The organism is Streptomyces sp. NPDC031474 (genome assembly GCF_055581185.1).
Genome location: NZ_JBVIJX010000007.1, coordinates 376272 through 398523 on the forward strand (window position 1 = coordinate 376272; position 22252 = coordinate 398523).

Annotated in this window: 22 protein-coding genes; 20 read left to right on the forward strand and 2 right to left on the reverse strand. The window is 70.1% G+C overall.

From position 1 onward, the window contains the following. Nucleotides 1-145: 145 nt before the first annotated feature. Entirely contained in the window at nt 146-964 is an 819-nt protein-coding gene (locus ACZ5SK_RS16935) for a peptidylprolyl isomerase (RefSeq protein ID WP_334583241.1), read from the reverse strand. Nucleotides 965-1143: 179 nt separating this feature from the next. Here ACZ5SK_RS16935 and ACZ5SK_RS16940 point away from each other — a divergent pair, with 179 nt between their 5' ends. From ACZ5SK_RS16940 to nusB, 18 genes are all read left to right on the forward strand, one after another. Beyond that, on the forward strand, nt 1144-1860 hold the full coding sequence (locus tag ACZ5SK_RS16940) for an MBL fold metallo-hydrolase (RefSeq protein ID WP_334583240.1): 717 nt from the start codon (nt 1144-1146) through the stop codon (nt 1858-1860). A 12-nt stretch (nt 1861-1872) separates the two neighbouring features. Continuing rightward, entirely contained in the window at nt 1873-3135 is a 1263-nt protein-coding gene (hisS, locus tag ACZ5SK_RS16945; protein WP_334583239.1) for a histidine--tRNA ligase, read from the forward strand. A gap of 202 nt (nt 3136-3337) precedes the next feature. Further along, complete coding sequence (locus ACZ5SK_RS16950) at nt 3338-3997, forward strand: vitamin K epoxide reductase family protein (protein ID WP_334583238.1); 660 nt, start codon at nt 3338-3340, stop codon at nt 3995-3997. Between the two features lie 71 nt (nt 3998-4068). Next, a complete protein-coding gene (locus tag ACZ5SK_RS16955) occupies nt 4069-5424 on the forward strand; it encodes a replication-associated recombination protein A (protein ID WP_334583237.1) in 1356 nt (451 codons plus the stop codon). A 311-nt stretch (nt 5425-5735) separates the two neighbouring features. Beyond that, a complete protein-coding gene (gene rpsD, locus ACZ5SK_RS16960) occupies nt 5736-6350 on the forward strand; it encodes a 30S ribosomal protein S4 (RefSeq protein WP_079663510.1) in 615 nt (204 codons plus the stop codon). A gap of 181 nt (nt 6351-6531) precedes the next feature. After that, nucleotides 6532-6972, forward strand: a complete 441-nt coding sequence (locus ACZ5SK_RS16965; protein WP_319334828.1) for a DUF948 domain-containing protein — start codon at nt 6532-6534, stop codon at nt 6970-6972. Nucleotides 6973-6981: 9 nt separating this feature from the next. Beyond that, nucleotides 6982-7335, forward strand: a complete 354-nt coding sequence (locus ACZ5SK_RS16970; protein ID WP_334583236.1) for a hypothetical protein — start codon at nt 6982-6984, stop codon at nt 7333-7335. Beyond that, entirely contained in the window at nt 7335-10007 is a 2673-nt protein-coding gene (alaS, locus tag ACZ5SK_RS16975; protein WP_334583235.1) for an alanine--tRNA ligase, read from the forward strand. The genes ACZ5SK_RS16970 and alaS overlap by 1 nt, the downstream gene beginning before the upstream one ends. An 8-nt stretch (nt 10008-10015) precedes the next feature. After that, entirely contained in the window at nt 10016-10480 is a 465-nt protein-coding gene (gene ruvX, locus ACZ5SK_RS16980) for a Holliday junction resolvase RuvX (RefSeq protein ID WP_079665190.1), read from the forward strand. A gap of 123 nt (nt 10481-10603) precedes the next feature. Then, nucleotides 10604-12388 carry an endolytic transglycosylase MltG gene (mltG, locus tag ACZ5SK_RS16985; protein ID WP_334583234.1) on the forward strand — a complete coding sequence of 595 codons (1785 nt, stop codon included), beginning with the start codon at nt 10604-10606 and terminating at the stop codon, nt 12386-12388. After that, the gene (locus tag ACZ5SK_RS16990) at nt 12369-13226 is read left to right on the forward strand and encodes a shikimate dehydrogenase (RefSeq protein WP_334583233.1); all 858 of its coding nucleotides are present in this window, start codon (nt 12369-12371) and stop codon (nt 13224-13226) included. The genes mltG and ACZ5SK_RS16990 overlap by 20 nt, the downstream gene beginning before the upstream one ends. 183 nt (nt 13227-13409) lie before the next feature. Further along, nucleotides 13410-14594, forward strand: a complete 1185-nt coding sequence (aroC, locus tag ACZ5SK_RS16995; protein ID WP_334583232.1) for a chorismate synthase — start codon at nt 13410-13412, stop codon at nt 14592-14594. Beyond that, complete coding sequence (locus ACZ5SK_RS17000) at nt 14591-15106, forward strand: shikimate kinase (protein ID WP_334583231.1); 516 nt, start codon at nt 14591-14593, stop codon at nt 15104-15106. The genes aroC and ACZ5SK_RS17000 overlap by 4 nt, the downstream gene beginning before the upstream one ends. Then, nucleotides 15103-16197, forward strand: coding sequence for a 3-dehydroquinate synthase (gene aroB, locus ACZ5SK_RS17005; RefSeq protein ID WP_334583230.1), 1095 nt, complete (start codon nt 15103-15105; stop codon nt 16195-16197). The genes ACZ5SK_RS17000 and aroB overlap by 4 nt, the downstream gene beginning before the upstream one ends. 208 nt (nt 16198-16405) lie before the next feature. Further along, a complete protein-coding gene (locus tag ACZ5SK_RS17010) occupies nt 16406-17287 on the forward strand; it encodes a Pro-rich N-terminal domain-containing protein (protein WP_334583229.1) in 882 nt (293 codons plus the stop codon). Nucleotides 17288-17348: 61 nt separating this feature from the next. Beyond that, the gene (locus ACZ5SK_RS17015) at nt 17349-18455 is read left to right on the forward strand and encodes an aminopeptidase P family protein (RefSeq protein WP_334583228.1); all 1107 of its coding nucleotides are present in this window, start codon (nt 17349-17351) and stop codon (nt 18453-18455) included. Between the two features lie 51 nt (nt 18456-18506). Next, nucleotides 18507-19073 carry an elongation factor P gene (efp, locus tag ACZ5SK_RS17020; protein ID WP_020117452.1) on the forward strand — a complete coding sequence of 189 codons (567 nt, stop codon included), beginning with the start codon at nt 18507-18509 and terminating at the stop codon, nt 19071-19073. Nucleotides 19074-19075: 2 nt separating this feature from the next. Next, nucleotides 19076-19510, forward strand: coding sequence for a transcription antitermination factor NusB (gene nusB / locus ACZ5SK_RS17025; protein ID WP_334583227.1), 435 nt, complete (start codon nt 19076-19078; stop codon nt 19508-19510). 320 nt (nt 19511-19830) lie between these two features. Here nusB and bldD read toward each other — a convergent pair whose 3' ends face one another. Then, the gene (gene bldD, locus ACZ5SK_RS17030; protein WP_009313753.1) at nt 19831-20331 is read right to left on the reverse strand and encodes a transcriptional regulator BldD; all 501 of its coding nucleotides are present in this window, start codon (nt 20329-20331) and stop codon (nt 19831-19833) included. A 241-nt stretch (nt 20332-20572) separates the two neighbouring features. On the opposite strand from bldD, the gene pyrR reads away from it, so the two are divergent. Both pyrR and ACZ5SK_RS17040 read left to right on the forward strand, forming a co-directional pair. Then, complete coding sequence (pyrR, locus tag ACZ5SK_RS17035; protein ID WP_079663523.1) at nt 20573-21157, forward strand: bifunctional pyr operon transcriptional regulator/uracil phosphoribosyltransferase PyrR; 585 nt, start codon at nt 20573-20575, stop codon at nt 21155-21157. Nucleotides 21158-21251: 94 nt separating this feature from the next. Next, the gene (locus ACZ5SK_RS17040) at nt 21252-22250 is read left to right on the forward strand and encodes an aspartate carbamoyltransferase catalytic subunit (RefSeq protein ID WP_334583226.1); all 999 of its coding nucleotides are present in this window, start codon (nt 21252-21254) and stop codon (nt 22248-22250) included. Nucleotides 22251-22252 lie beyond the last annotated feature (2 nt).

The window sequence follows — 22252 nt, forward strand, 5'->3', positions numbered from 1 at the left end:
CCGAGGGGCTTCAGTGCCCCTGGGCATCGTCCACAGTTTCGTCACGGCCAACATAGGCGACCGGCGGGCCGCCTGTCCGCATCCAGCGCGACCGAAATTGCGCAGTTGACCGCGCCTTAGTCGTCGGGTTGTCGTCAGTTCGTCGTCAGGATTTCGTGACCGTCGCCTTGTTGATCACGACCGTCGCGTTCGGGGCCCCGTCTCCGGCGCCCGTGCTCTCGCCCGCGGCGGCGATCTTCCGCAGAACCTTCATGCCGTCGGCCGACAACGTACCGAACGGCGTGTAGCTGGGCGGCAGCTGACTGTCCTGGTAGACGAGGAAGAACTGGCTGCCGCCGGTGTGCGCCTGACCGGTGTTGGCCATCGCGACCGTGCCCGCCGGGTAGGTGTTGGCCTTGAGGCTGGCGTCCTTCAGGTTCTCGTCCGGAATCGTGTAGCCGGGGCCGCCGCTGCCCTGGCCCGTCGGGTCGCCGCACTGCAGCACGTAGATGCCGTTGGTGGTGAGCCGGTGGCACTTGGTGTGGTCGAAGTAGCCCTTGCCGGCGAGGAAGTCGAACGAGTTGACCGTGTGCGGCGCGGCCTTGGCCTTCAGCGCTATGCCGATGTCACCGCACGTCGTCGCGAGCGTCATCGTGTACTTCGCCGACGTGTCGATCGTGAGCGCCGGCTCCTTCTTCCAGGTCTGCGTCTTGATCGAGCCCGCGGCCGGCTTCTCGCACGGGTCCTTCGCGGCGCTGGGCGACGCGGAGGGCGTGGTCTCGGAGCTCGCGTTCGTCTTGTTGTCGTCGTCCTTCAGGACGCCGGTCGTGTACAGCGCCAGGCTGCCGATGATGATCACGCCGAGCACCGACGCGATCACCGAGTTGCGCATGCGCGCCTTGCGCCGGGCGGAGGTGCGCCGCTGCTGCTGCCGCAAGAACTTCTCCCGGGCGAGCTGACGCTTCCGCTGTTCCTGGGTGACCACCGCGTTCTCTCCTCGTGCGTCTCGTACGTCGACTGGGGCGCGTGCGTCTTGTGAGCCGACCGCCTGCGTGTGCCCCGTACCGTATATGGGTTCGCTGAGGAAACGGCAGCGCCGGTAGGCTCTGACCACTGGCGCAGCCGTCAGAAGCCCACGCGTATCGACACAAACGAAGGACGATCGTGCTCATTGCCGGGTTCCCCGCCGGGGCCTGGGGGACGAACTGTTATCTCGTCGCCCCCGCCGCCGGTGAGGAGTGCGTGATCATCGACCCGGGCCACCAGGCGGCCCCCGGAGTCGAGGAAGCGATCAGGAAGCATCGGCTCAAGCCCGTCGCCGTCGTCCTCACCCACGGCCACATCGACCATGTGGCCTCGGTCGTCCCGGTGTGCGGCGCGCACGACGTACCGGCCTGGATCCACCCCGAGGACCGGTACATGATGAGCGACCCCGAGAAGGCCCTCGGCCGGTCCCTCGGGATGCCGCTGATGGGCGAGCTGACCGTGGGGGAGCCGGACGACGTCCGGGAGCTGACCGACGGCGTGCGGCTGAACCTGGCGGGTCTGGAGTTCTCCGTCGCGCACGCGCCGGGCCATACCAAGGGGTCGGTGACCTTCCGGATGCCCGAGACGGCCGAGATCCCGTCGGTCTTCTTCTCCGGGGATCTGCTGTTCGCCGGCTCCATCGGACGCACCGACATGCCCGGCGGCGACATGGCCGAGATGCTCGACTCGCTGGCCCGTGTGTGCCTGCCGCTCGACGACTCGACCGTGGTGCTGTCCGGCCACGGCCCCCAGACGACCATCGGCCAGGAGCGCGCCACCAACCAGTATCTGCGGCAGGTGGCGGCCGCCGGCCAGGGAGAGGGCCCTTCGGCTCCTCCCCGACGAGGAATGTGACGAGAGACTTCCGTGAGCACCTTTCAGGCCCCCAAGGGCACGTACGACCTGATCCCGCCGCGGTCGGCGAAGTTCCTCGCGGTGCGCGAGGCCATCGCCGAACCGCTCAAAAACTCCGGCTACGGCTATGTCGAGACGCCCGGCTTCGAGAACGTGGAGCTCTTCGCGCGCGGTGTGGGCGAGTCCACCGACATCGTGACGAAGGAGATGTACGCCTTCGAGACCAAGGGCGGCGACAAGCTGGCCCTGCGCCCCGAGGGAACCGCCTCCGTGCTGCGCGCCGCGCTGGAGGCGAACCTGCACCGGCAGGGCAACCTCCCGGTCAAGCTCTGGTACTCCGGCTCCTACTACCGCTACGAGCAGCCGCAGGCGGGCCGCTACCGGCACTTCTCGCAGGTCGGCGCCGAGGCGATCGGCGCGGAGGACCCGGCGCTGGACGCCGAGCTGATCATCCTCGCGGACCAGGCGTACCGCTCCCTGGGGCTGCGCGACTTCCGCATCCTGCTGAACAGCCTGGGCGACAAGGAGTGCCGGCCGGTGTACCGCGCGGCGCTGCAGGACTTCCTGCGCGGCCTGGACCTGGACGAGGACACCCTGCGCCGCGCGGAGATCAACCCGCTGCGCGTCCTGGACGACAAGCGCGAGTCGGTCCAGAAGCAGCTCAAAGACGCCCCGCTGCTGCGCGACTACCTCTGCGACGGCTGCAAGGCGTACCACGAGGAGGTCCGCGAGCTGATCACGGCGGCGGGCGTCGCCTTCGAGGACGACCCGAAGCTGGTCCGCGGCCTGGACTACTACACGCGCACGACGTTCGAGTTCGTCCACGACGGGCTGGGCTCCCAGTCCGCGGTGGGCGGCGGCGGCCGCTACGACGGCCTCTCCGAGATGCTCGGCGGCCCCGCGCTGCCGTCGGTGGGCTGGGCACTGGGCGTCGACCGCACGGTCCTCGCCCTGGAGGCGGAGGGCATCGAGCTCGAACTCCCCTCCACGACCAGCGTGTTCGCGGTGCCGCTGGGCGAGGAGGCCCGCCGGGTCCTGTTCGCCAAGGTCACCGAGCTCCGCAAGGTCGGCATCGCGGCCGACTTCTCCTACGGCGCCAAGGGGCTCAAGGGCGCCATGAAGAACGCCAACCGCAGCGGGGCCCGCTACGCGATCGTCGCAGGTGAACGCGACCTCGCCGAGGGCGTCGTCCAGCTCAAGGACATGGAGTCCGGTGAGCAGGCGGCGGTCGGCGTGAACGAGATCGTGGCGGAACTGGAGTCGAGGCTCGGCTAGGGCCCCACGAGGGTGCCGGATCGTCCGGTCCGGCACCCTTCGCTCGGGTGTGCTGCCCCGGCTCGCCCATCGGCCGAAACCGAACGCCCAGGGGCGCCCGCGCGTACTTCCTTATGTCCACTGAACGGTGGACACACGACCCCGTGCGGCACAATGGCCCCTGCCCGAAGATGGTCCAACTCTCAAGTGACGGATCGGCGTGATGAGCAAGACGACAGTCAAAGACGTCTCCACGGAGTCCGAGCCCGAGCGCGTCGCCGCGACGGAGCCCCGGACGGTGGGCGGCAGCCGTGCGTTCGCGATCCTGCTGCTGATCACCGGCGCGGCCGGTCTGCTCGCCGCGTGGGTCATCACGATCGACAAGTTCAAGATCCTCGAAGGCAAGGTGGACGGCAAGACGTTCACCCCCAGCTGCAGCATCAACCCGATCGTGTCCTGCGGCAGCGTCATGGAGAGCAAGCAGGCCGCCGCCTTCGGCTTCCCCAACCCGATGCTCGGCCTCGTCGCCTACGGCATCGTCATCTGCGTCGGCATGAGCCTGCTGGCCCGGGCAAGCTTCCCCCGCTGGTACTGGCTGACCTTCAACTTCGGCACGCTCTTCGGCGTGTCCTTCTGCACCTGGCTGCAGTACCAGTCCCTGTACGAGATCAACGCCCTGTGCCTGTGGTGCTCGCTGGCCTGGGTCGCGACGATCACCATGTTCTGGTACGTCACCTCGTTCAACGTGCGCAACGGCCTGCTGCCCGCACCGGGCTGGCTGAAGCGGTTCTTCGGCGAGTTCACCTGGGTCCTGCCGGCCACCCACGTCGGCATCATCGCCATGCTGATCCTGACCCGCTGGGGCACCGACCTCTGGGCCTGAGCCCGGCCGCGGACCGGCCCCGGACCCGGCCCCGGACAGGACTGTCGGACCCCTGACGTAGGCTCCGATGTGTGGAGCCCGACCTGTTCACCGCCGCAGCAGAAGACCGCCAGGAGAAGGACCCCGCGGGGAGCCCCCTGGCGGTCCGGATGCGTCCGCGCACGCTCGACGAGGTGGTGGGCCAGCAGCACCTGCTGAAGCCGGGCTCACCCCTGCGCCGCCTGGTCGGCGACGGCGCCAAGGGCCCGGCGGGCCCGTCGTCCGTGATCCTCTGGGGACCGCCCGGCACGGGGAAGACGACTCTGGCGTACGTCGTCTCCAAGGCCACCAACAAGCGGTTCGTGGAGCTGTCGGCCATCACCGCGGGCGTCAAGGAGGTCCGCTCGGTCATCGACGGCGCCCGCCGCGCCATCGGCGGCTACGGCAAGGAGACCGTCCTCTTCCTCGACGAGATCCACCGCTTCAGCAAGGCCCAGCAGGACTCCCTCCTCCCGGCCGTCGAGAACCGCTGGGTGACGCTGATCGCGGCGACGACGGAGAACCCGTACTTCTCGGTCATCTCCCCGCTCCTGTCCCGCTCCCTCCTGCTGACCCTCGAACCCCTCACCGACGACGACCTCCGCGATCTCGTCAAGCGCGCACTGGCCGACGACCGCGGCCTCAAGGGCGCCGTCACCCTCCCCGAGGACACCGAGGCCCACCTCCTGCGCATCGCCGGCGGCGACGCCCGCCGCGCGCTGACCGCGCTGGAGGCCGCCGCCGGCGCCGCCCTCGACCAGGACGAGACCGAGATCAGCCTGCAGACCCTGGAGCAGACGGTCGACCGCGCGGCCGTGAAGTACGACCGCGACGGCGACCAGCACTACGACGTCGCCAGTGCGCTGATCAAGTCCATCCGGGGCTCGGACGTCGACGCCGCCCTGCACTACCTGGCCCGCATGATCGAGGCCGGCGAGGACCCCCGCTTCATCGCCCGCCGCCTGATGATCTCCGCCAGCGAGGACATCGGCCTCGCCGATCCGGGCGCGCTGCCGATCGCGGTCGCCGCCGCCCAGGCCGTCGCCATGATCGGCTTTCCCGAGGCCGCCCTGACCCTCAGCCACGCCACCATCGCCCTCGCCCTGGCCCCCAAGTCCAACGCCGCGACGACGGCGATCGGCGCCGCCCTGGACGACGTACGCAAGGGGCTGGCGGGGCCCGTTCCGCCGCATCTGCGCGACGGGCACTACAAGGGCGCCGCGAAGCTCGGGCACGCGCAGGGGTACGTGTATCCGCACGACCTGCCGGAGGGCATCGCCGCCCAGCAGTACGCCCCGGACGCCATCCACGGCCGGGAGTACTACGCGCCCACCCGGCACGGCGCCGAGGCCCGCTACGCGGACGCGGTCGAGTGGACCAGACAGCACCTCGGTCGCAGGGGGTCGTGAGCACCCTGTAGACTCGCCCGAAGTGCTGCGTCCCGTGCAGTCAGAACGGGACAGTCAGCCGGAGCCCCGGTCCTCCTGGGATCGGATCGGCTCCAGGAGCGTCGCGCACCGTTGAACGGTGTCGCGGGCAGCCCACCACCACCCGAAGTTCCGGGAACGGTCGGTGGGCCACTCGCGTGCTGCACGTATGTGCCCAGACCAGGGGAGCGGCTGCCCGGCAGGTTCCGAGCGGACCCGGCGGGTTTCCCCGGCTGCGGATGCGACCTCCCTCAACTCTGACAAGCCGGAAAACTAGGAAAGAGACACAGACAGTGGCGAATCAGTCCCGCCCCAAGGTCAAGAAGTCGCGTGCTCTCGGCATCGCGCTGACCCCGAAGGCCGTCAAGTACTTCGAGGCCCGCCCCTACCCGCCGGGCGAGCACGGCCGTGGCCGCAAGCAGAACTCGGACTACAAGGTCCGTCTGCTCGAGAAGCAGCGTCTGCGCGCGCAGTACGACGTGTCCGAGCGTCAGCTCGTCCGCGCCTACGAGCGTGCCTCCAAGGTCCAGGGCAAGACCGGTGAGGCCCTGATCATCGAGCTCGAGCGCCGTCTCGACGCGCTGGTCCTGCGTTCGGGCATCGCCCGCACGATCTACCAGGCCCGCCAGATGGTCGTCCACGGCCACATCGAGGTCAACGGCCAGAAGGTCGACAAGCCGTCCTTCCGCGTCCGTCCCGACGACGTCGTGATGGTCCGCGAGCGCAGCCGCGAGAAGACCCTCTTCGCGATCGCCCGTGAGGGCGGCTTCGCCCCCGACGGCGAGACCCCGCGCTACCTCCAGGTGAACCTCCGCTCCCTGGCGTTCCGCCTGGACCGTGAGCCGAACCGCAAGGAGATCCCGGTGATCTGCGACGAGCAGCTCGTCGTCGAGTACTACGCCCGCTGATCCTTTCCCGGATCGTTCTGCGGTCGTAGGACTTCTGCGCCCAGGCCCGTCGTCTCCCTGCCTCCCCGGCAGGCGGGGCGGCGGGCCTTCGCACACCCCTAATCCGGTACGGAACGGCAGCGACGGCGCGATAGGCTCGGAACCCAATCGATTTCGCCGAAGAGCGGGAAGCAGGTGCACGGTGTCCGGTGGTGAGGTGGCCGGAATCCTGGTGGCCGTCTTCTGGGCGATCCTGGTCTCCTTCCTCGCCGTCGCGCTGGCAAGGCTGGCCCAGACGCTCAGGGCGACCACCCGGCTGGTCGCGGACGTGACCGAACAGGCCGTCCCGCTGCTGGCCGACGCCTCCGCGGCGGTGCGCTCCGCGCAGACCCAGATCGACCGGGTCGACGCGATCGCCACCGACGTCCAGGAAGTCACGTCGAACGCCTCCGCGCTCTCGACGACCGTCGCCTCCACCTTCGGCGGCCCCCTGGTCAAGGTCGCCGCCTTCGGGTACGGGGTGCGCCGGGCCCTCGGCGGCCGCAAGGAAGCCGCGCCCGCCGGCAAGCCCCGGCGTACCGTGATCGTGGGCCGCACGGTCTCCCGGCGGGAGAAGCGGAACGCCCGTGGAAAGAGGGACTGAGAGCCAGCCATGTTCCGCCGTACCTTCTGGTTCACCACGGGCGTAGCCGCCGGTGTCTGGGCCACCACCAAGGTCAACCGCAAGCTGAGGCAGCTGACCCCCGAGAGCCTCGCCGCGACCGCGGCCAACAAGGCGCTCGAGACGGGAGCGCGCCTCAAGGACCGCGCGGTGGGCTTCGCCCTCGACGTCCGCGACAACATGGCCCAGCGGGAGGCCGAACTGGGGGAGGCGCTGGGGATCCGCGAGGACCCCGAACTCCCCGCACCCAGGCGGCACGCCGCCATCGAGAACAGCAGCACACCGAAGAACGCCAAGTACATCGAGAACACGACGTACTCGTACAACCGGAATGAGGACCACTGATGGAGTCGGCCGAGATTCGCCGCCGCTGGCTGAGCTTCTTCGAGGAGCGCGGGCACACCGTCGTCCCTTCGGCGTCGCTCATCGCGGACGACCCGACTCTGCTCCTCGTCCCGGCCGGCATGGTGCCCTTCAAGCCCTACTTCCTGGGTGAGGTCAAGCCGCCCTTCGCGCGCGCCACCAGCGTGCAGAAGTGCGTGCGCACGCCCGACATCGAAGAGGTCGGCAAGACCACCCGCCACGGCACGTTCTTTCAGATGTGCGGCAACTTCTCCTTCGGCGACTACTTCAAGGAAGGCGCCATCAGCTACGCCTGGGAGCTGCTCACCACGCCCCAGGACAAGGGCGGTTACGGCCTGGAGCCGGAGAAGCTCTGGATCACCGTCTACAAGGACGACGACGAGGCCGAGCGCATCTGGCACGAGGTCGTCGGCGTGCCCAAGGAGCGCATCCAGCGCCTCGGCATGAAGGACAACTACTGGTCCATGGGCGTCCCCGGCCCCTGCGGACCGTGTTCCGAGATCAACTACGACCGCGGCCCCGAGTTCGGCGTCGAGGGCGGCCCCGCCGTCAACGACGAGCGCTACGTGGAGATCTGGAACCTCGTCTTCATGCAGTACGAGCGCGGCGAGGGCATCGGCAAGGACAACTTCGAGATCCTGGGCGACCTGCCGAGCAAGAACATCGACACGGGCCTCGGCATGGAGCGCCTCGCCATGATTCTGCAGGGCGTGCAGAACATGTACGAGATCGACACCTCCATGGCCGTCATCAAGAAGGCCACCGAGCTGACCGGCGTCGAGTACGGCGACGCCCACGACTCGGACGTCTCCCTGCGCGTGGTCACCGACCACATGCGCACCTCGGTGATGCTCATCGGCGACGGCGTGACCCCCGGCAACGAGGGCCGCGGTTACGTGCTGCGCCGCATCATGCGCCGCGCCATCCGCAACATGCGCCTGCTCGGCGCCACGGGTCCGGTCGTCAAGGACCTCATCGACACGGTCATCGAGATGATGGGGCAGCAGTACCCGGAGCTCGTCACCGACCGCGAGCGCATCGAGAAGGTCGCCGTCGCCGAGGAGAACGCCTTCCTCAAGACGCTGAAGGCCGGCACCAACATCCTCGACACGGCCGTCACCGAGACCAAGCAGTCCGGCGGCACGGTCCTCGCCGGCGACAAGGCGTTCCTGCTCCACGACACCTGGGGCTTCCCGATCGACCTCACCCTGGAGATGGCCGCCGAACAGGGCCTCTCCGTGGACGAGGACGGCTTCCGCCGTCTGATGAAGGAACAGCGGGAGCGCGCCAAGGCCGACGCCCAGGCCAAGAAGACCGGTCACGCCGGCGCCGGAGCCTACCGTGAGATCGCCGATCAGGCCGGCGAGACCGAGTTCATCGGCTACTCCGACACCGAGGGCGAGTCCACGATCGTCGGCATCCTCGTCGACGGCGCCTCCTCTCCGGCCGCCACCGAGGGCGACGAGGTCGAGATCGTCCTCGACCGCACCCCGTTCTACGCCGAGGGCGGCGGCCAGATCGGCGACACCGGCCGGATCAAGGTCGACACCGGCGCCGTCATCGAGATCCGCGACTGCCAGAAGCCGGTTCCGGGCGTCTACGTCCACAAGGGCGTGGTCCAGTTCGGTGAGGTGACGGTCGGCGCCAAGGCCCACGCCGCCATCGACAACCGTCGCCGTACGGCCATCGCCCGCGCCCACTCGGCCACCCACCTGACCCACCAGGCGCTGCGCGACGCCCTCGGCCCGACGGCCGCCCAGGCCGGTTCCGAGAACCAGCCCGGCCGGTTCCGCTTCGACTTCGGCTCCCCGTCCGCCGTCCCGACGGCCGTGATGACCGACGTCGAGCAGCAGATCAACGAGGTGCTCGCCCGCGACCTCGACGTGCGCGCCGACATCATGGGCATCGACGAGGCCAAGAAACAGGGCGCCATCGCCGAGTTCGGCGAGAAGTACGGCGAGCGGGTCCGCGTCGTGACCATCGGCGACTTCTCCAAGGAGCTGTGCGGCGGCACCCATGTGCACAACACCTCCCAGCTGGGCCTGGTGAAGCTGCTCGGCGAGTCGTCGATCGGCTCGGGTGTGCGCCGGATCGAGGCCCTCGTCGGCGTCGACGCCTACAACTTCCTGGCCCGGGAGCACACGGTCGTCGCCCAGCTCCAGGAGCTGATCAAGGGCCGTCCGGAGGAGCTCCCGGAGAAGGTCTCCGCCATGCTCGGCAAGCTGAAGGACGCCGAGAAGGAGATCGAGAAGTTCCGCGCGGAGAAGGTGCTCCAGGCCGCCGCCGGTCTCGTCGAGTTGGCCAAGGACGTGCGCGGTGTAGCCGTCGTCACCGGTCAGGTGCCGGACGGCACGACCCCGGACGACCTGCGCAAGCTGGTCCTCGACGTGCGCGGCCGCATCCAGGGCGGACGCGCCGCCGTGGTCGCCCTGTTCACGGTCAACAACGGCAAGCCGCTGACGGTCATCGCCACCAACGAGGCCGCCCGCGAGCGCGGTCTCAAGGCCGGCGAGCTGGTCCGTACGGCCGCCAAGACCCTCGGCGGCGGCGGTGGCGGCAAGCCGGACGTCGCCCAGGGCGGCGGACAGAACCCGGCCGCGATCGGCGAGGCTGTCGACGCCGTCGAGCGGCTCGTGGTGGAAACGGCCAAGTGAGCCATCCGATGCGGAAGGGCCGTCGACTCGCGATCGACGTCGGGGACGCCCGGATCGGGGTCGCCTCGTGCGACCCCGACGGGATCCTCGCCACCCCGGTCGAGACGGTCCCCGGCCGGGACCTCCCGGCGGCTCACCGCCGCCTCGGACAACTGGTCGAGGAGTACGAGCCGATCGAGGTCGTCGTCGGTCTCCCTCGCTCCCTCAAGGGGGGCGAGGGGCCGGCCGCGGTAAAGGTTCGCGGCTTCGCCCAGGAGCTGGCCAAGGGCATCGCCCCCGTCCCGGTCCGGCTCGTCGACGAGCGGATGACGACGGTGACGGCCAGTCAAGGACTGCGCGCCTCCGGGGTGAAGTCGAAGAAGGGCCGCTCGGTGATCGACCAGGCAGCCGCTGTGATCATCCTTCAGCAGGCGCTGGAATCCGAACGGGTGTCAGGTAAAGCACCGGGCGAGGGCGTCGAAGTGGTCATCTGATCGCGATACGGTAACGTTCCGCGCGATGCGGCGGTGTTCGAACAGCTGCCGCACAGAGAGAGGCGGAACGGTGACGGGCCTGCGAAAGCCGCGTGATCGCCGCCTCGCGGCTCTAGGGGATCGATGACTGAGTATGGCCGGGGCCCAGGCTCCGAACCGTGGCATCCGGAGGACCCGTTGTACGGGGACGGCGGATGGGAAGGGCAGCAGGCCCACGTGGGTCATCAGCCTGCCTACGGCGGCCAGCAGCAGCACCACTACCCGCAGCAGGCGCAGCAGGAGTACGGCGACTGGGGCCAAGGACAGGCGCAGCAGTACGACCAGCAGCAGTACGACCCGCAGTACCAGGGCTACGACCAGCAGCAGTACGCCGAACAGGGCTCGCAGCAGTACGCCCACCAGAATCAGCAGAACCACCAGAACCACCAGAACCAGCAGGGATACCAGGAGGGTTATCAGGAGGGCGGCTGGGACGGCACGGGCACGCATGCCCATGTCCCGTACGCGGCCGACCCCGGTGACCCCTACGGCCAGCAGGCCGCGGCCTACGGTGCGGAGCAGCCCGACTTCTACGGCACCCCGGACGCGTATCCGCCGCCGGAACCGCCCGCCCGGCGACGCCCCGAGCCCGAACCGGCCCAGGCGGAGCCGGAACCGGAGCCCGACCAGAAGCCCGACTGGGATCCCGGCCCCGACCAGGGCGAGCACGCCTTCTTCGCAGGTGGCGGAGCCGAGGACGACGAGGACGAGGACGAGCCCGAGGGCCGCGGGAATCGCAGGGGCCGAGGCGGCAAGGGCGCGAAGGGCGCCAAGGGGGCGAAGAGCAAGAAGAGCCGCAACGGCTGCGCCTGCCTGGTCGTCGTATTGGTGTTCGCCGGTGGCATCGGCGGCGTCGGCTACTTCGGCTACCACTACTACCAGAATCGTTACGGCGCGGCTCCCGACTACGCGGGCGCCGGCACCGCCCAGAGTGTGAGCGTCGAGGTTCCCAAGGGATCCGGCGGCGCGGCCATCGGCCGACTGCTGAAGGAAGCCGGCGTCGTCAAGAGCGTGGACGCGTTCGTCTCCGCGTTCACGAGCAATCCCCAGGCGGACAGCATCCAGGCGGGCGCGTACATCCTCAAAAAGGAGATGTCCGCGAAAAGCGCCGTCGCGATGATGCTCGACCCGAAGAGCCAGGCCAATGTGGTGGTCGCGCCGGGTCAGCGGAACGTGGGCGTTTACAAGAGCATCGACACAAAGCTCGGTCTCGCCTCCGGAGCCACCCGGAAGGTGGCGGAAACCCAGTACAAGAAGCTCGGGCTGCCCAGCTGGGCGAACGACAATGCCAGCATCAAGGACCCGCTGGAAGGCTTCCTGTTCCCGGGCACCTATCCCGCGGCCAAGGGCATGAAGCCGGAGGCCATCCTGAAGGCGATGGTCGCCCACGCCAACGAGGTGTACGGCGGCTACAACCTCGACGCCAAGGCCAAGGCGCTCAAGCTGGAGAGTCCGCTGCAGGTCATCACGGTCGCCAGCCTCGTGCAGGCCGAGGGCAAGACGCACGAGGACTACCGCAAGATGGCGGAGGTCGTCTACAACCGGCTCAAGCCCACGAACGAAGAGACCAACCGACTGCTCCAGTTCGACTCGACCTTCAATTACCTGAAGGGCGAGAGCAAGATCCATATCAGCGCGTCCGAGATCAACAGCAACAAGGACCCGTACAACACCTACACCAACAAGGGTCTGCCGCCCGGTCCGATCGGCAATCCCGGCGACGACGCGCTGAAGGCCACCCTGAATCCGACCGCCGACGGCTGGATCTATTTCGTGGCCACCGACGGTGAGAGCAACACCGAATTCGCCAAGACCTTCGCGGACTTCCAGAAACTCAAGGACAAGTTCGATGCCAGCACGGGCAACTGACGCCCGCCGGGCCGCGGTACTCGGCAGCCCCATCGCCCACTCCCTCTCCCCGGCGCTGCACCGCGCCGCCTACGAGGCGCTGGAGCTCACCGGCTGGACGTACGACCGCTTCGAGGTCGACGAGGCGGCCCTGCCCGCCTTCGTCGACGGGCTCGGCGCCGACTGGGCCGGGCTGTCGCTGACCATGCCGCTGAAGCGTGCGGTCATCCCGTTGCTCGACGAGATCAGCGAGACGGCGGCCTCCGTCGACGCGGTCAACACCCTGGTGTTCACCGAGGACGGCCGGCGCGTCGGGGACAACACCGACATCCCCGGCATGGTCGCCGCCCTGCGCGAGCACGGCGTCGAACAGGTCGACTCGGCCGCGATCCTCGGCGCCGGCGCCACCGCGTCCTCCGCGCTCGCGGCCCTGGCCCGGGTCTGCACCGGCGAGATCGTCGCCTACGTCCGCAGCGGGGCCCGCGCCGCGGAGATGCGGCAGTGGGGCGAACGGCTCGACGTCGGGGTCCGGATCGCCGACTGGGCGGACGCCGCCGACGCCCTGCGCTTCCCGCTGGTCGTCGCGACCACCCCGGCCGGTGCCACGGACGCCCTCGCCCTCTCCGTGCCGGAGCGGCCCGCCACCCTCTTCGACGTGCTCTACGATCCCTGGCCGACGGAACTGGCCGCCCGGTGGTCCATGTTCGGCGGCGCCGTCGTCAGCGGCCTCGACCTGCTCGTGCACCAGGCGGTGTTCCAGGTGGAGCAGATGACCGGCCGCGCCCCGGCTCCCGTGGAGGCCATGCGCAAGGCGGGCGAACACGCTCTCGCCGCACGTCGGGCAGCGCACGGTCGCTGACCCGTCCGTCCGCCGCTCTGTCCGCCGCTCCGTCCGCTGGATGGACCGGCGACCGTGTCCGGGGCCCGGACGTGGGAGGATCGGAGGTGGCGGGCCCGGGCCGCGCACCCGGTCACGCCGACGACGTACGCAAGGACGCGCGTGCGGCACGGCATAACGGGGCGCGAGACTTGAGGAGCATCGTTGAGCAGGCTGCGTTGGCTGACCGCGGGGGAGTCCCACGGTCCCGCACTTGTCGCCACGCTGGAGGGCCTTCCCGCCGGCGTGCCGATCACCACGGACATGGTGGCCGACCACCTGGCGCGACGGCGGCTCGGCTACGGGCGTGGCGCGCGGATGAAGTTCGAGCGCGACGAGGTCACCTTCCTCGGCGGCGTCCGGCACGGTCTCACCCTGGGTTCGCCGGTGGCGGTCATGGTGGGCAACACCGAGTGGCCGAAGTGGGAGCAGGTGATGGCGGCCGACCCGGTCGACCCGGAGGTCCTCGCCGGTCTGGCCCGCAACGCCCCGCTCACCCGCCCGCGCCCCGGCCACGCCGATCTCGCCGGGATGCAGAAGTACGGCTTCGACGAGGCCAGGCCGATCCTGGAACGCGCCTCCGCGCGGGAGACCGCCGCCCGGGTCGCGCTCGGCGCGGTGGCCCGGTCGTATCTGAAGGAGACGGCGGGCATCGAGATCGTCTCCCACGTCGTGGAGCTGGCCGCGGCCAAGGCGCCCTACGGCGTCGTGCCGACCCCGGCCGACGTCGAGAAGCTGGACGCCGACCCGGTGCGCTGCCTGGACGCGGACGCGTCGAAGGCGATGGTCGCGGAGATCGACCAGGCCCACAAGGACGGCGACACCCTCGGTGGCGTCGTCGAGGTGCTGGCCTACGACGTCCCGGTGGGGCTGGGCTCGCACGTGCACTGGGACCGCCGCCTGGACGCCAGGCTGGCCGCTGCCCTGATGGGCATCCAGGCGATCAAGGGCGTCGAGGTCGGCGACGGCTTCGGCCTCGCGCGCGTGCCGGGTTCGAAGGCGCACGACGAGATCGTCACCACGCCCGAGGGCATCCGCCGCTCCACCGGCCGCTCCGGCGGCACCGAGGGCGGTCTGACCACGGGGGAGCTGCTGCGCGTGCGGGCGGCGATGAAGCCGATCGCGACCGTGCCGCGCGCCCTGCAGACGGTGGACGTGGCCACGGGCGAGGCGACCCAGGCGCACCACCAGCGCTCCGACGTGTGCGCCGTGCCGGCGGCCGGGATCGTGGCCGAGGCGATGGTCGCCCTCGTCCTGGCGGACGCGGTGGCGGAGAAGTTCGGCGGCGACTCGGTGCCCGAGACCCGGCGCAACGTCCGGTCGTACCTCGACCACCTGCACATCCGATGAGCGGGCCGCTGGTCGTCCTGGTCGGCCCGATGGGCGTCGGCAAGTCCACCGTCGGACAGCTGCTGGCCGAGCGCCTCGGCGCCGGCTACCGGGACACCGACGACGACATCGTCGCCGAGCAGGGCCGCAGCATCGCGGAGATCTTCGTCGACGAAGGCGAGGACGCCTTCCGCGCCATCGAGAAGCAGGCAGTGCACCGTGCGCTCGCCGAGCACGCCGGCATCCTCGCGCTCGGCGGCGGCTCGATCCTGGACGCCGACACACGCGGCCTGCTGGCCGGGCAGCGCGTGGTCTACCTCGCGATGGACGTCGAGGAAGCCGTCAAGCGCACCGGCCTCAACGCGGCCCGCCCGCTGCTCGCCGTCAACCCGCGCAAGCAGTGGCGCGAGCTGATGGAGGCCCGCCGTCACCTGTACGAGGGCGTTGCCACGGCGGTGGTCGCGACGGACGGTCGCACGCCCGAAGAGGTCGCCCAAGCAGCCCTGGACGCTTTGGAGTTGAAGGAAGCATGAGCAGCGAGTCCGTGACGCGGATCCGGGTCGGCGGCAGCGCGGGTTCCGAACCCTACGAGGTGCTGGTCGGCCGTCAGCTGTTGGAGGAGCTCGGCGGGCTGATCGGTGACCGCGTCAAGCGGGTCGCGGTGATCCATCCCGAGGCGCTGGCGGAGACCGGGGACGCGCTCCGCGCCGACCTGGCCGGGCAGGGCTTCGAGGCCGTCGCCATCCAGGTGCCCAACGCGGAGGAGGCCAAGACCGCGGAGGTCGCCGCCTACTGCTGGAAGGCGCTGGGCCAGTCCGGGTTCACGCGCACGGACGTCGTGGTGGGCGTGGGCGGCGGTGCGACCACCGACCTCGCGGGGTTCGTCGCGGCGACCTGGCTGCGCGGCGTGCGCTGGATCGCCGTGCCGACCACGGTGCTGGCCATGGTCGACGCGGCCGTCGGCGGCAAGACCGGCATCAACACCGCCGAGGGCAAGAACCTCGTCGGCTCCTTCCACCCGCCGGCCGGCGTGCTGTGCGACCTGGCGGCGCTTGACTCCCTCCCGGTCAACGACTACGTGTCGGGTCTGGCGGAGATCATCAAGGCCGGTTTCATCGCCGACCCGGTGATCCTGGACCTGATCGAGTCCGACCCCGAGTCCGCCCGCACCCCGGCGGGCCCGCACACCGCCGAGCTGATCGAGCGCTCCATCAGGGTCAAGGCGGACGTGGTGTCGTCCGATCTGAAGGAGTCGGGGCTGCGGGAGATCCTCAACTACGGTCACACCCTCGCGCACGCCATCGAGAAGAACGAGCGCTACAAGTGGCGGCATGGCGCGGCCGTGTCCGTGGGCATGCACTTCGCCGCCGAACTGGGCCGCCTGGCGGGCCGGTTGGACGATGCCACGGCCGACCGCCACCGCACGGTTCTGGAGTCGGTGGGCCTGCCGCTGCACTACCGGTACGACCAGTGGCCCAAGCTGCTGGAGACGATGAAGGTCGACAAGAAGTCCCGCGGCGACCTGCTGCGCTTCATCGTCCTGGACGGTCTGGCCAAGCCCACCGTGCTGGAAGGCCCCGACCCGGCCGTCCTGCTCGCCGCGTACGGCGAGGTGGGCGAGTAGGACCGCGGGACGAGCCAGGCGGACCGCGGGACGGCCGAGTAAGTACGCCCGCTCCCCTTCCGCCCGATTCGCCTTCCACACCGGGCACTTCGGACCGCCCCCGGCCGTTCACCAATCGACGGCCGGGGGCGGTACCGTTCAGTGGCGAAGAGGGGTCCGCACCCCCACAACCAGCGCCCATTGCCTGTACGAGACGGAGTGGCACCGGATGCAGCACGCAGTGGGTTCTCCGCTGCCGCCGCCCCACCAGCCGGGGCACGGTCCGGCCCCCGGCTGGTCGCCGGGCGCGGGACACCCGGGCCCGCACCAGCCCGGCAGCGCCCCCCAGCCGCAGCCGGGATACCTGGGCGCCCCCTCGGGACCGGTCCCGCCCGCGCCCCAGCCGCCGGTGCCGCCCGTGCCGCCGCCCCCCGCCCCGCAGCACGCCCCCGTTCCGCAGGGCGTCGACGCGACGGGGCATGTCCCCCTGCCGCCCGGCGGCCCCGTCGCCATGCCCAGCGCGCCGCCCGCCCCGACGGTCCCGGACCCGACGGCCACGACGCTCGCGGTTCTGCTGATCGGTCCCGCGGGCGCCGGCAAGACCAGCGTCGCCAAGTACTGGGCCGACCACCGCCGGGTGCCCACCGCCCACGTCAGCCTCGACGACGTACGCGAATGGGTCCGCTCGGGCTTCGCCGACCCGCAGTCCGGATGGAACGACCACTCCGAGGCCCAGTACCGCCTCGCCCGCCGCACCTGCGGCTTCGCCGCGCGCAACTTCCTCGCCAACGGCATCTCGTGCATCCTGGACGACGCGATCTTCCCCGACCGCCCGGCCGTGGGCCTGGGTGGCTGGAAACGGCATGTGGGACCGGGCCTCCTGCCCGTCGTCCTCCTCCCCGGCCTGGAAGTCGTCCTGGAACGCAACGCCGAACGCTCCGGCAACCGCCGCCTCACCGACGAGGAGGTCGCCCGCATCCACGGCCGCATGGCCGGCTGGTACGGCTCGGGCCTCCCCATCATCGACAACTCCCAACTGGACGTCCCCACCACGGCACGGGTCCTGAACGACGTACTGGCCCGCGCCATCGCCAGCCCCCCGAAGTGGTAGCGGCGTCCCCCGAACGCTTCTCCAACCAGCACAATCCGGCCACCCCTCCTACGCTCGTCTCATGTCAGAGGTGCACGAGGTTCGCCGATCCCGCCTACGGGAACGCTGCAACGCGGCCGGCAGCGTGGCAGCGCTGGTCTCTCGCCCCGCCAATGTGAGATACCTCGCGGGCGCGGCTCCGCACGGCGCCGTCCTGTTGCTGGGCAGACGCGAGGACCTCCTCGTGTGCGCCGGCCCGCTCGACGACCGTCCGGGCGAGGGCCGACCGGACGACGCGCTGCGCGTCCACTCCCTCTCCCACGCCGGAGGAGATCCGGCGGTCGCCGCCGCCGACCTCCTCATGGCCCAGGGCGGAGACTCCCTGGCGGTCGAGGAACACCACCTCACGGTGGCCCGGCACCGGGAACTCCGCTCGGTCGCCCCGCGCCTGCGCCTGGCGGATCTGGGCGGCGCGGTGGAACAGCTCCGTGTCGTGAAGGACGAGGAGGAGATCTCCTGTCTCCGCATCGGCGCGGAGATCGCCGACCAGGCCCTCGGGGAACTGCTGGAGTCCATCCTGGTCGGGCGGACGGAACGGCATCTCGCCCTGGAACTGGAGCGGCGCCTCGTCGACCACGGAGCCGACGGCCCCGCCTTCGCCACCTCCGTCGCCACCGGACCGAATTCCGGCCGGCGCGGACACCGGCCGTCCGACCGACGCGTCGAGGAGGGCGACTTCCTCACCGTCTGCCTGGGCGCGGCCTACCGCGGCTACCGCTGTGAGATCGGCCGTACCTTCGTGATCGGCACGTCCCCGGCGGACTGGCAGGTAGCGCTGTACGACCTCGTCTTCGCCGCTCAGCGGGCCGGACGCGAGGCCCTGACGCCCGGCGCCGCCTGCCGTGACGTGGACCGCGCGGCACGCCACGTGCTGGACTCCGCGGGGTACTCCGAGGGCCTCCCGGCGATCATCGGACACGGCGTCGGACTCGAAAACGAAGAGGACCCGCAGTTGACTCCCGCGGCCATGGGTAAACTGGACGCTTGCGTGCCGGTCACCGTCGAACCGGGGGTCCACCTCCCGGGCCGGGGCGGTGTCCGGATCGATGACACGCTCGTCGTGCGCCCCGAGGCGGACGGCGGACCCGAGCTACTCACCATCACGACCAAGGAGCTGCTCGCCCTCTAGGCAGGTGCGTGCCCCGGGGTCGTCCACGTCAGTCCAGGAGATTCCGCAACCGTGGCTTCCACGAACGACCTCAAGAACGGCCTGGTGCTCAAGCTCGAAGGCGGCCAGCTCTGGTCCGTCGTCGAGTTCCAGCACGTCAAGCCCGGCAAGGGCCCGGCCTTCGTGCGCACCAAGCTCAAGAACGTGCTTTCCGGCAAGGTCGTCGACAAGACGTTCAACGCCGGCGTCAAGGTCGAGACGGCCACTGTCGACAAGCGCGACATGCAGTTCTCCTACATGGACGGCGAGTACTTCGTCTTCATGGACATGGAGACCTACGACCAGCTCATGGTCGACCGCAAGGCCGTCGGCGACGCCGCCAACTTCCTGATCGAGGGCTTCACCGCCACCGTCGCGCAGCACGAGGGCGAGGTGCTCTTCGTCGAGCTGCCGGCCGCCGTCGAGCTCGTCGTCCAGGAGACCGAGCCGGGCCTGCAGGGCGACCGCTCCACCGGTGGCACCAAGCCCGCGACGCTGGAGACCGGCCACCAGATCCAGGTCCCGCTCTTCATCACCACCGGTGAGAAGATCAAGGTCGACACCCGCACCAGCGACTACCTCGGCCGGGTGAACAGCTAACCGTGGCTGCCCGCAACACGGCCCGCAAGCGTGCCTTCCAGATCCTCTTCGAAGGCGACCAGCGCGGAGCCGACGTCCTGACCGTCCTCGCGGACTGGATCCGGCTCTCCCGGGCCGACACCAGGCAGCCGCCGGTGAGCGAGTACACGATGCAGCTGGTGGAGGGCTATGCGCAGTACGCGCGGCGCATCGACGAGCTGATCTCCCAGTACTCGGTCGGCTGGACGCTGGACCGGATGCCGGTCGTCGACCGCAACATCCTCCGTCTCGGCGCCTACGAGCTGATCTGGGCCGACGAGACGCCGGACGCGGTCGTCCTCGACGAGATGGTGCAGCTGGCGAAGGAGTTCTCCACGGACGAGTCGCCCTCGTTCGTGAACGGCCTGCTCGGCCGCCTCAAGGAGCTCAAGCCGTCCCTGCGCAGGGACGACGCCTAGGTCGCGCCTGGGTCATGTCCGCAAAGTAGCGCCGGCGACCCGACAACGCGGCTGGGGGTCCCCCTCTGGGGGACCGTGCCCGGCGTCGCGAGCAAGGCGGGACTTCGCGGACACGACCTGGACCTGCGCGGCCGATCAAGTGGCCGGACAGGTCCTTCAGCGGTACGACACGCCGGAGGGCCCGCAGCGGTGACGCTGCGGGCCCTCCGGCATCCGGGTGCCTCTCGGGCCCCACAGGCCCGTAGAACGCCGTCGAGGTGGCCGGAACCGCTGGGTTCCGGCCACCCCGAGGGTACGTTTCTGCTCAACCGCGGAGCGGCTCAGCTCTCCTCGTGGGAGACCGCGCGACGCGCGTCCGCGTCCAGGACGCCCCAGCTGATCAGCTGTTCGGTCAGGACCGACGGCGACTGGTCGTAGATGACGGCGAGGGTGCGCAGGTCGTCCTGGCGGATCGACAGCACCTTGCCGTTGTAGTCACCGCGCTGCGACTGGATCGTGGCGGCGTACCGCTGCAAAGGACCGGCCTTCTCGACCGGCACATGGGCCAGCCGCTCCAGGTCCAGGACCAGCTTCGGCGGGGGCTCGGCCGCCCCGCCCGGGGTAGTGCCCGGCAGCAGTTCCTGCACGGGAACGCCGTAGAAATCCGCCAGCTCGGCAAGGCGCTGCACGGTCACGGCGCGGTCGCCGCGCTCGTACGAACCGACCACGACCGCCTTCCAGCGGCCCTGGGACTTCTCCTCGACACCGTGGAGGGAAAGGCCCTGCTGGGTGCGGATCGCCCGGAGTTTGGCCCCGAGTTGTTTGGCGTATTCGCTGGACATATAGCTCCCCGGCACTGGGTCGACGCGGCAGCAGCCGCGTGCTGGTAACTCACTGTGAGGTTACGCAGCGTGATTCTTCTGCGTCAAGCCGAATGGTCCACACCGACTCTTCCGTGGTATCCGTGGCCGATTACGCCAAGGGGGTGATCCTGGGTGTCCTCCCGGCCTGCTACCGTTGATGGCGCAAATCCGACGTCCTTTAAGGTCCGTCCCGTGAGGCGGAGAAGGAGGTCCGTTTCTTATGGACAAGCAGGACACCCCGCAGGATTCCCGGCAAACCGATGCGCGGCCCGTTCTCGAAGGCCCCGACATCGCGCGCGTGCTGACGCGCATCGCCCACGAGATCGTCGAACGCGCCAAGGGCGCCGACGACGTGGTGCTCCTCGGCATCCCGACCCGCGGCGTCTTCCTCGCCCAGCGGCTCGCCGCCAAGCTGGAGCAGATCACCGACCGCGGCATCCCGGTCGGCTCCCTGGACATCACGATGTACCGCGACGACCTGCGCATGCACCCGCCGCGTGCGCTGGCCCGCACCGAGATCCCCGGTGACGGCCTCGACGGCAGACTGGTCGTCCTCGTCGACGACGTGCTCTTCTCGGGCCGTACCATCCGCGCCGCCCTCGACGCCCTGAACGACATCGGGCGCCCGCGCGCGGTCCAGCTCGCGGTCCTCGTCGACCGCGGCCACCGGGAACTGCCCATCCGCGCCGACTACGTCGGCAAGAACCTCCCCACGTCGCTGCGGGAGACGGTCAAGGTCCTGCTCGCCGAGGAGGACGGTCGCGACACCGTGCTGCTCGGCGTGAAGCAGACCGCCCAGCAGTAGCACGCGCGCGTGCGGCCCGATGGGCCGTACGCCCAGCCGCCGTGCCCCTGCCTGCCCGAATCCTCCCCATGAACTGCCTTACGGAGCCTGACAGATGCAGCGTCATCTCATCTCGGCCGCCGACCTCACCCGCGACGACGCCGTCCAGATCCTCGACACCGCCGAGGAGATGGCCCGGGTCGCCGACCGGCCCATCAAGAAACTGCCGACCCTGCGCGGCCGCACGATCGTCAACCTGTTCTTCGAGGACTCCACGCGCACGCGTATCTCCTTCGAGGCCGCCGAGAAGCGCCTGTCCGCGGACGTCATCAACTTCTCCGCCAAGGGCTCCTCGGTGTCCAAGGGCGAATCCCTGAAGGACACCGCGCAGACGCTGGAGGCCATGGGCGTCGACGCCGTCGTCATCCGGCACGGCGCCTCCGGAGCGCCGTACCGCCTGGCCACGTCCGGGTGGATCGACGCGGCCGTCGTCAACGCCGGCGACGGCACCCATCAGCACCCCACCCAGGCCCTCCTGGACGCCTTCACCATGCGCCGCCGGCTCGTCGGCCGGGACGCCGGCCTCGGGCAGGACCTCTCCGGCAAGCGCATCACGATCGTCGGCGACGTCCTGCACAGCCGGGTCGCCCGTTCCAACGTCGACCTGCTGCACACCCTCGGCGCCGAGGTCACCCTGGTCGCCCCGCCCACCCTCGTCCCGGTCGGCATCGAGGCCTGGCCCTGCGAGGTGTCGTACGACCTCGACAGCACGCTGCCCAAGTCCGACGCGGTGATGATGCTGCGGGTGCAGCGGGAGCGGATGAACGCCGCGTTCTTCCCCACCGAGCGCGAGTACTCGCGGCGCTACGGCCTCGACGGCGACCGCATGGCGAAGATGCCCGAGCACGCCATCGTGATGCACCCCGGCCCGATGGTCCGCGGCATGGAGATCACCGCCGAGGTCGCCGACTCCGAGCGCTGCACCGTCGTCGAGCAGGTCGCCAACGGCGTCTCCATCCGGATGGCCGTCCTCTACCTGCTCCTGGGCGGCGCCGTGTTCAGTTCCAAAGACGTGCCCGCCGTCGGCCATGCCCGTACCACCGAGGAGAAGTAAGA

Excerpts from the sequence above, each read along its gene's own strand:
- mltG (WP_334583234.1), top strand. The coding sequence starts at position 10,604 with ATGACTGAGTATGGCCGGGGCCCAGGCTCCGAACCGTGGCATCCGGAG.
- ACZ5SK_RS17010 (WP_334583229.1), top strand. The coding sequence starts at position 16,406 with ATGCAGCACGCAGTGGGTTCTCCGCTGCCGCCGCCCCACCAGCCGGGG.
- ACZ5SK_RS16970 (WP_334583236.1), top strand. The coding sequence starts at position 6,982 with ATGTTCCGCCGTACCTTCTGGTTCACCACGGGCGTAGCCGCCGGTGTC.
- ACZ5SK_RS17000 (WP_334583231.1), top strand. The coding sequence starts at position 14,591 with ATGAGCGGGCCGCTGGTCGTCCTGGTCGGCCCGATGGGCGTCGGCAAG.
- bldD (WP_009313753.1), bottom strand. The coding sequence starts at position 20,331 with ATGTCCAGCGAATACGCCAAACAACTCGGGGCCAAACTCCGGGCGATC.
- aroB (WP_334583230.1), top strand. The coding sequence starts at position 15,103 with ATGAGCAGCGAGTCCGTGACGCGGATCCGGGTCGGCGGCAGCGCGGGT.
- ruvX (WP_079665190.1), top strand. The coding sequence starts at position 10,016 with ATGCGGAAGGGCCGTCGACTCGCGATCGACGTCGGGGACGCCCGGATC.
- ACZ5SK_RS16950 (WP_334583238.1), top strand. The coding sequence starts at position 3,338 with ATGAGCAAGACGACAGTCAAAGACGTCTCCACGGAGTCCGAGCCCGAG.
- ACZ5SK_RS17040 (WP_334583226.1), top strand. The coding sequence starts at position 21,252 with ATGCAGCGTCATCTCATCTCGGCCGCCGACCTCACCCGCGACGACGCC.
- pyrR (WP_079663523.1), top strand. The coding sequence starts at position 20,573 with ATGGACAAGCAGGACACCCCGCAGGATTCCCGGCAAACCGATGCGCGG.
- ACZ5SK_RS17015 (WP_334583228.1), top strand. The coding sequence starts at position 17,349 with ATGTCAGAGGTGCACGAGGTTCGCCGATCCCGCCTACGGGAACGCTGC.
- alaS (WP_334583235.1), top strand. The coding sequence starts at position 7,335 with ATGGAGTCGGCCGAGATTCGCCGCCGCTGGCTGAGCTTCTTCGAGGAG.
- ACZ5SK_RS16990 (WP_334583233.1), top strand. The coding sequence starts at position 12,369 with ATGCCAGCACGGGCAACTGACGCCCGCCGGGCCGCGGTACTCGGCAGC.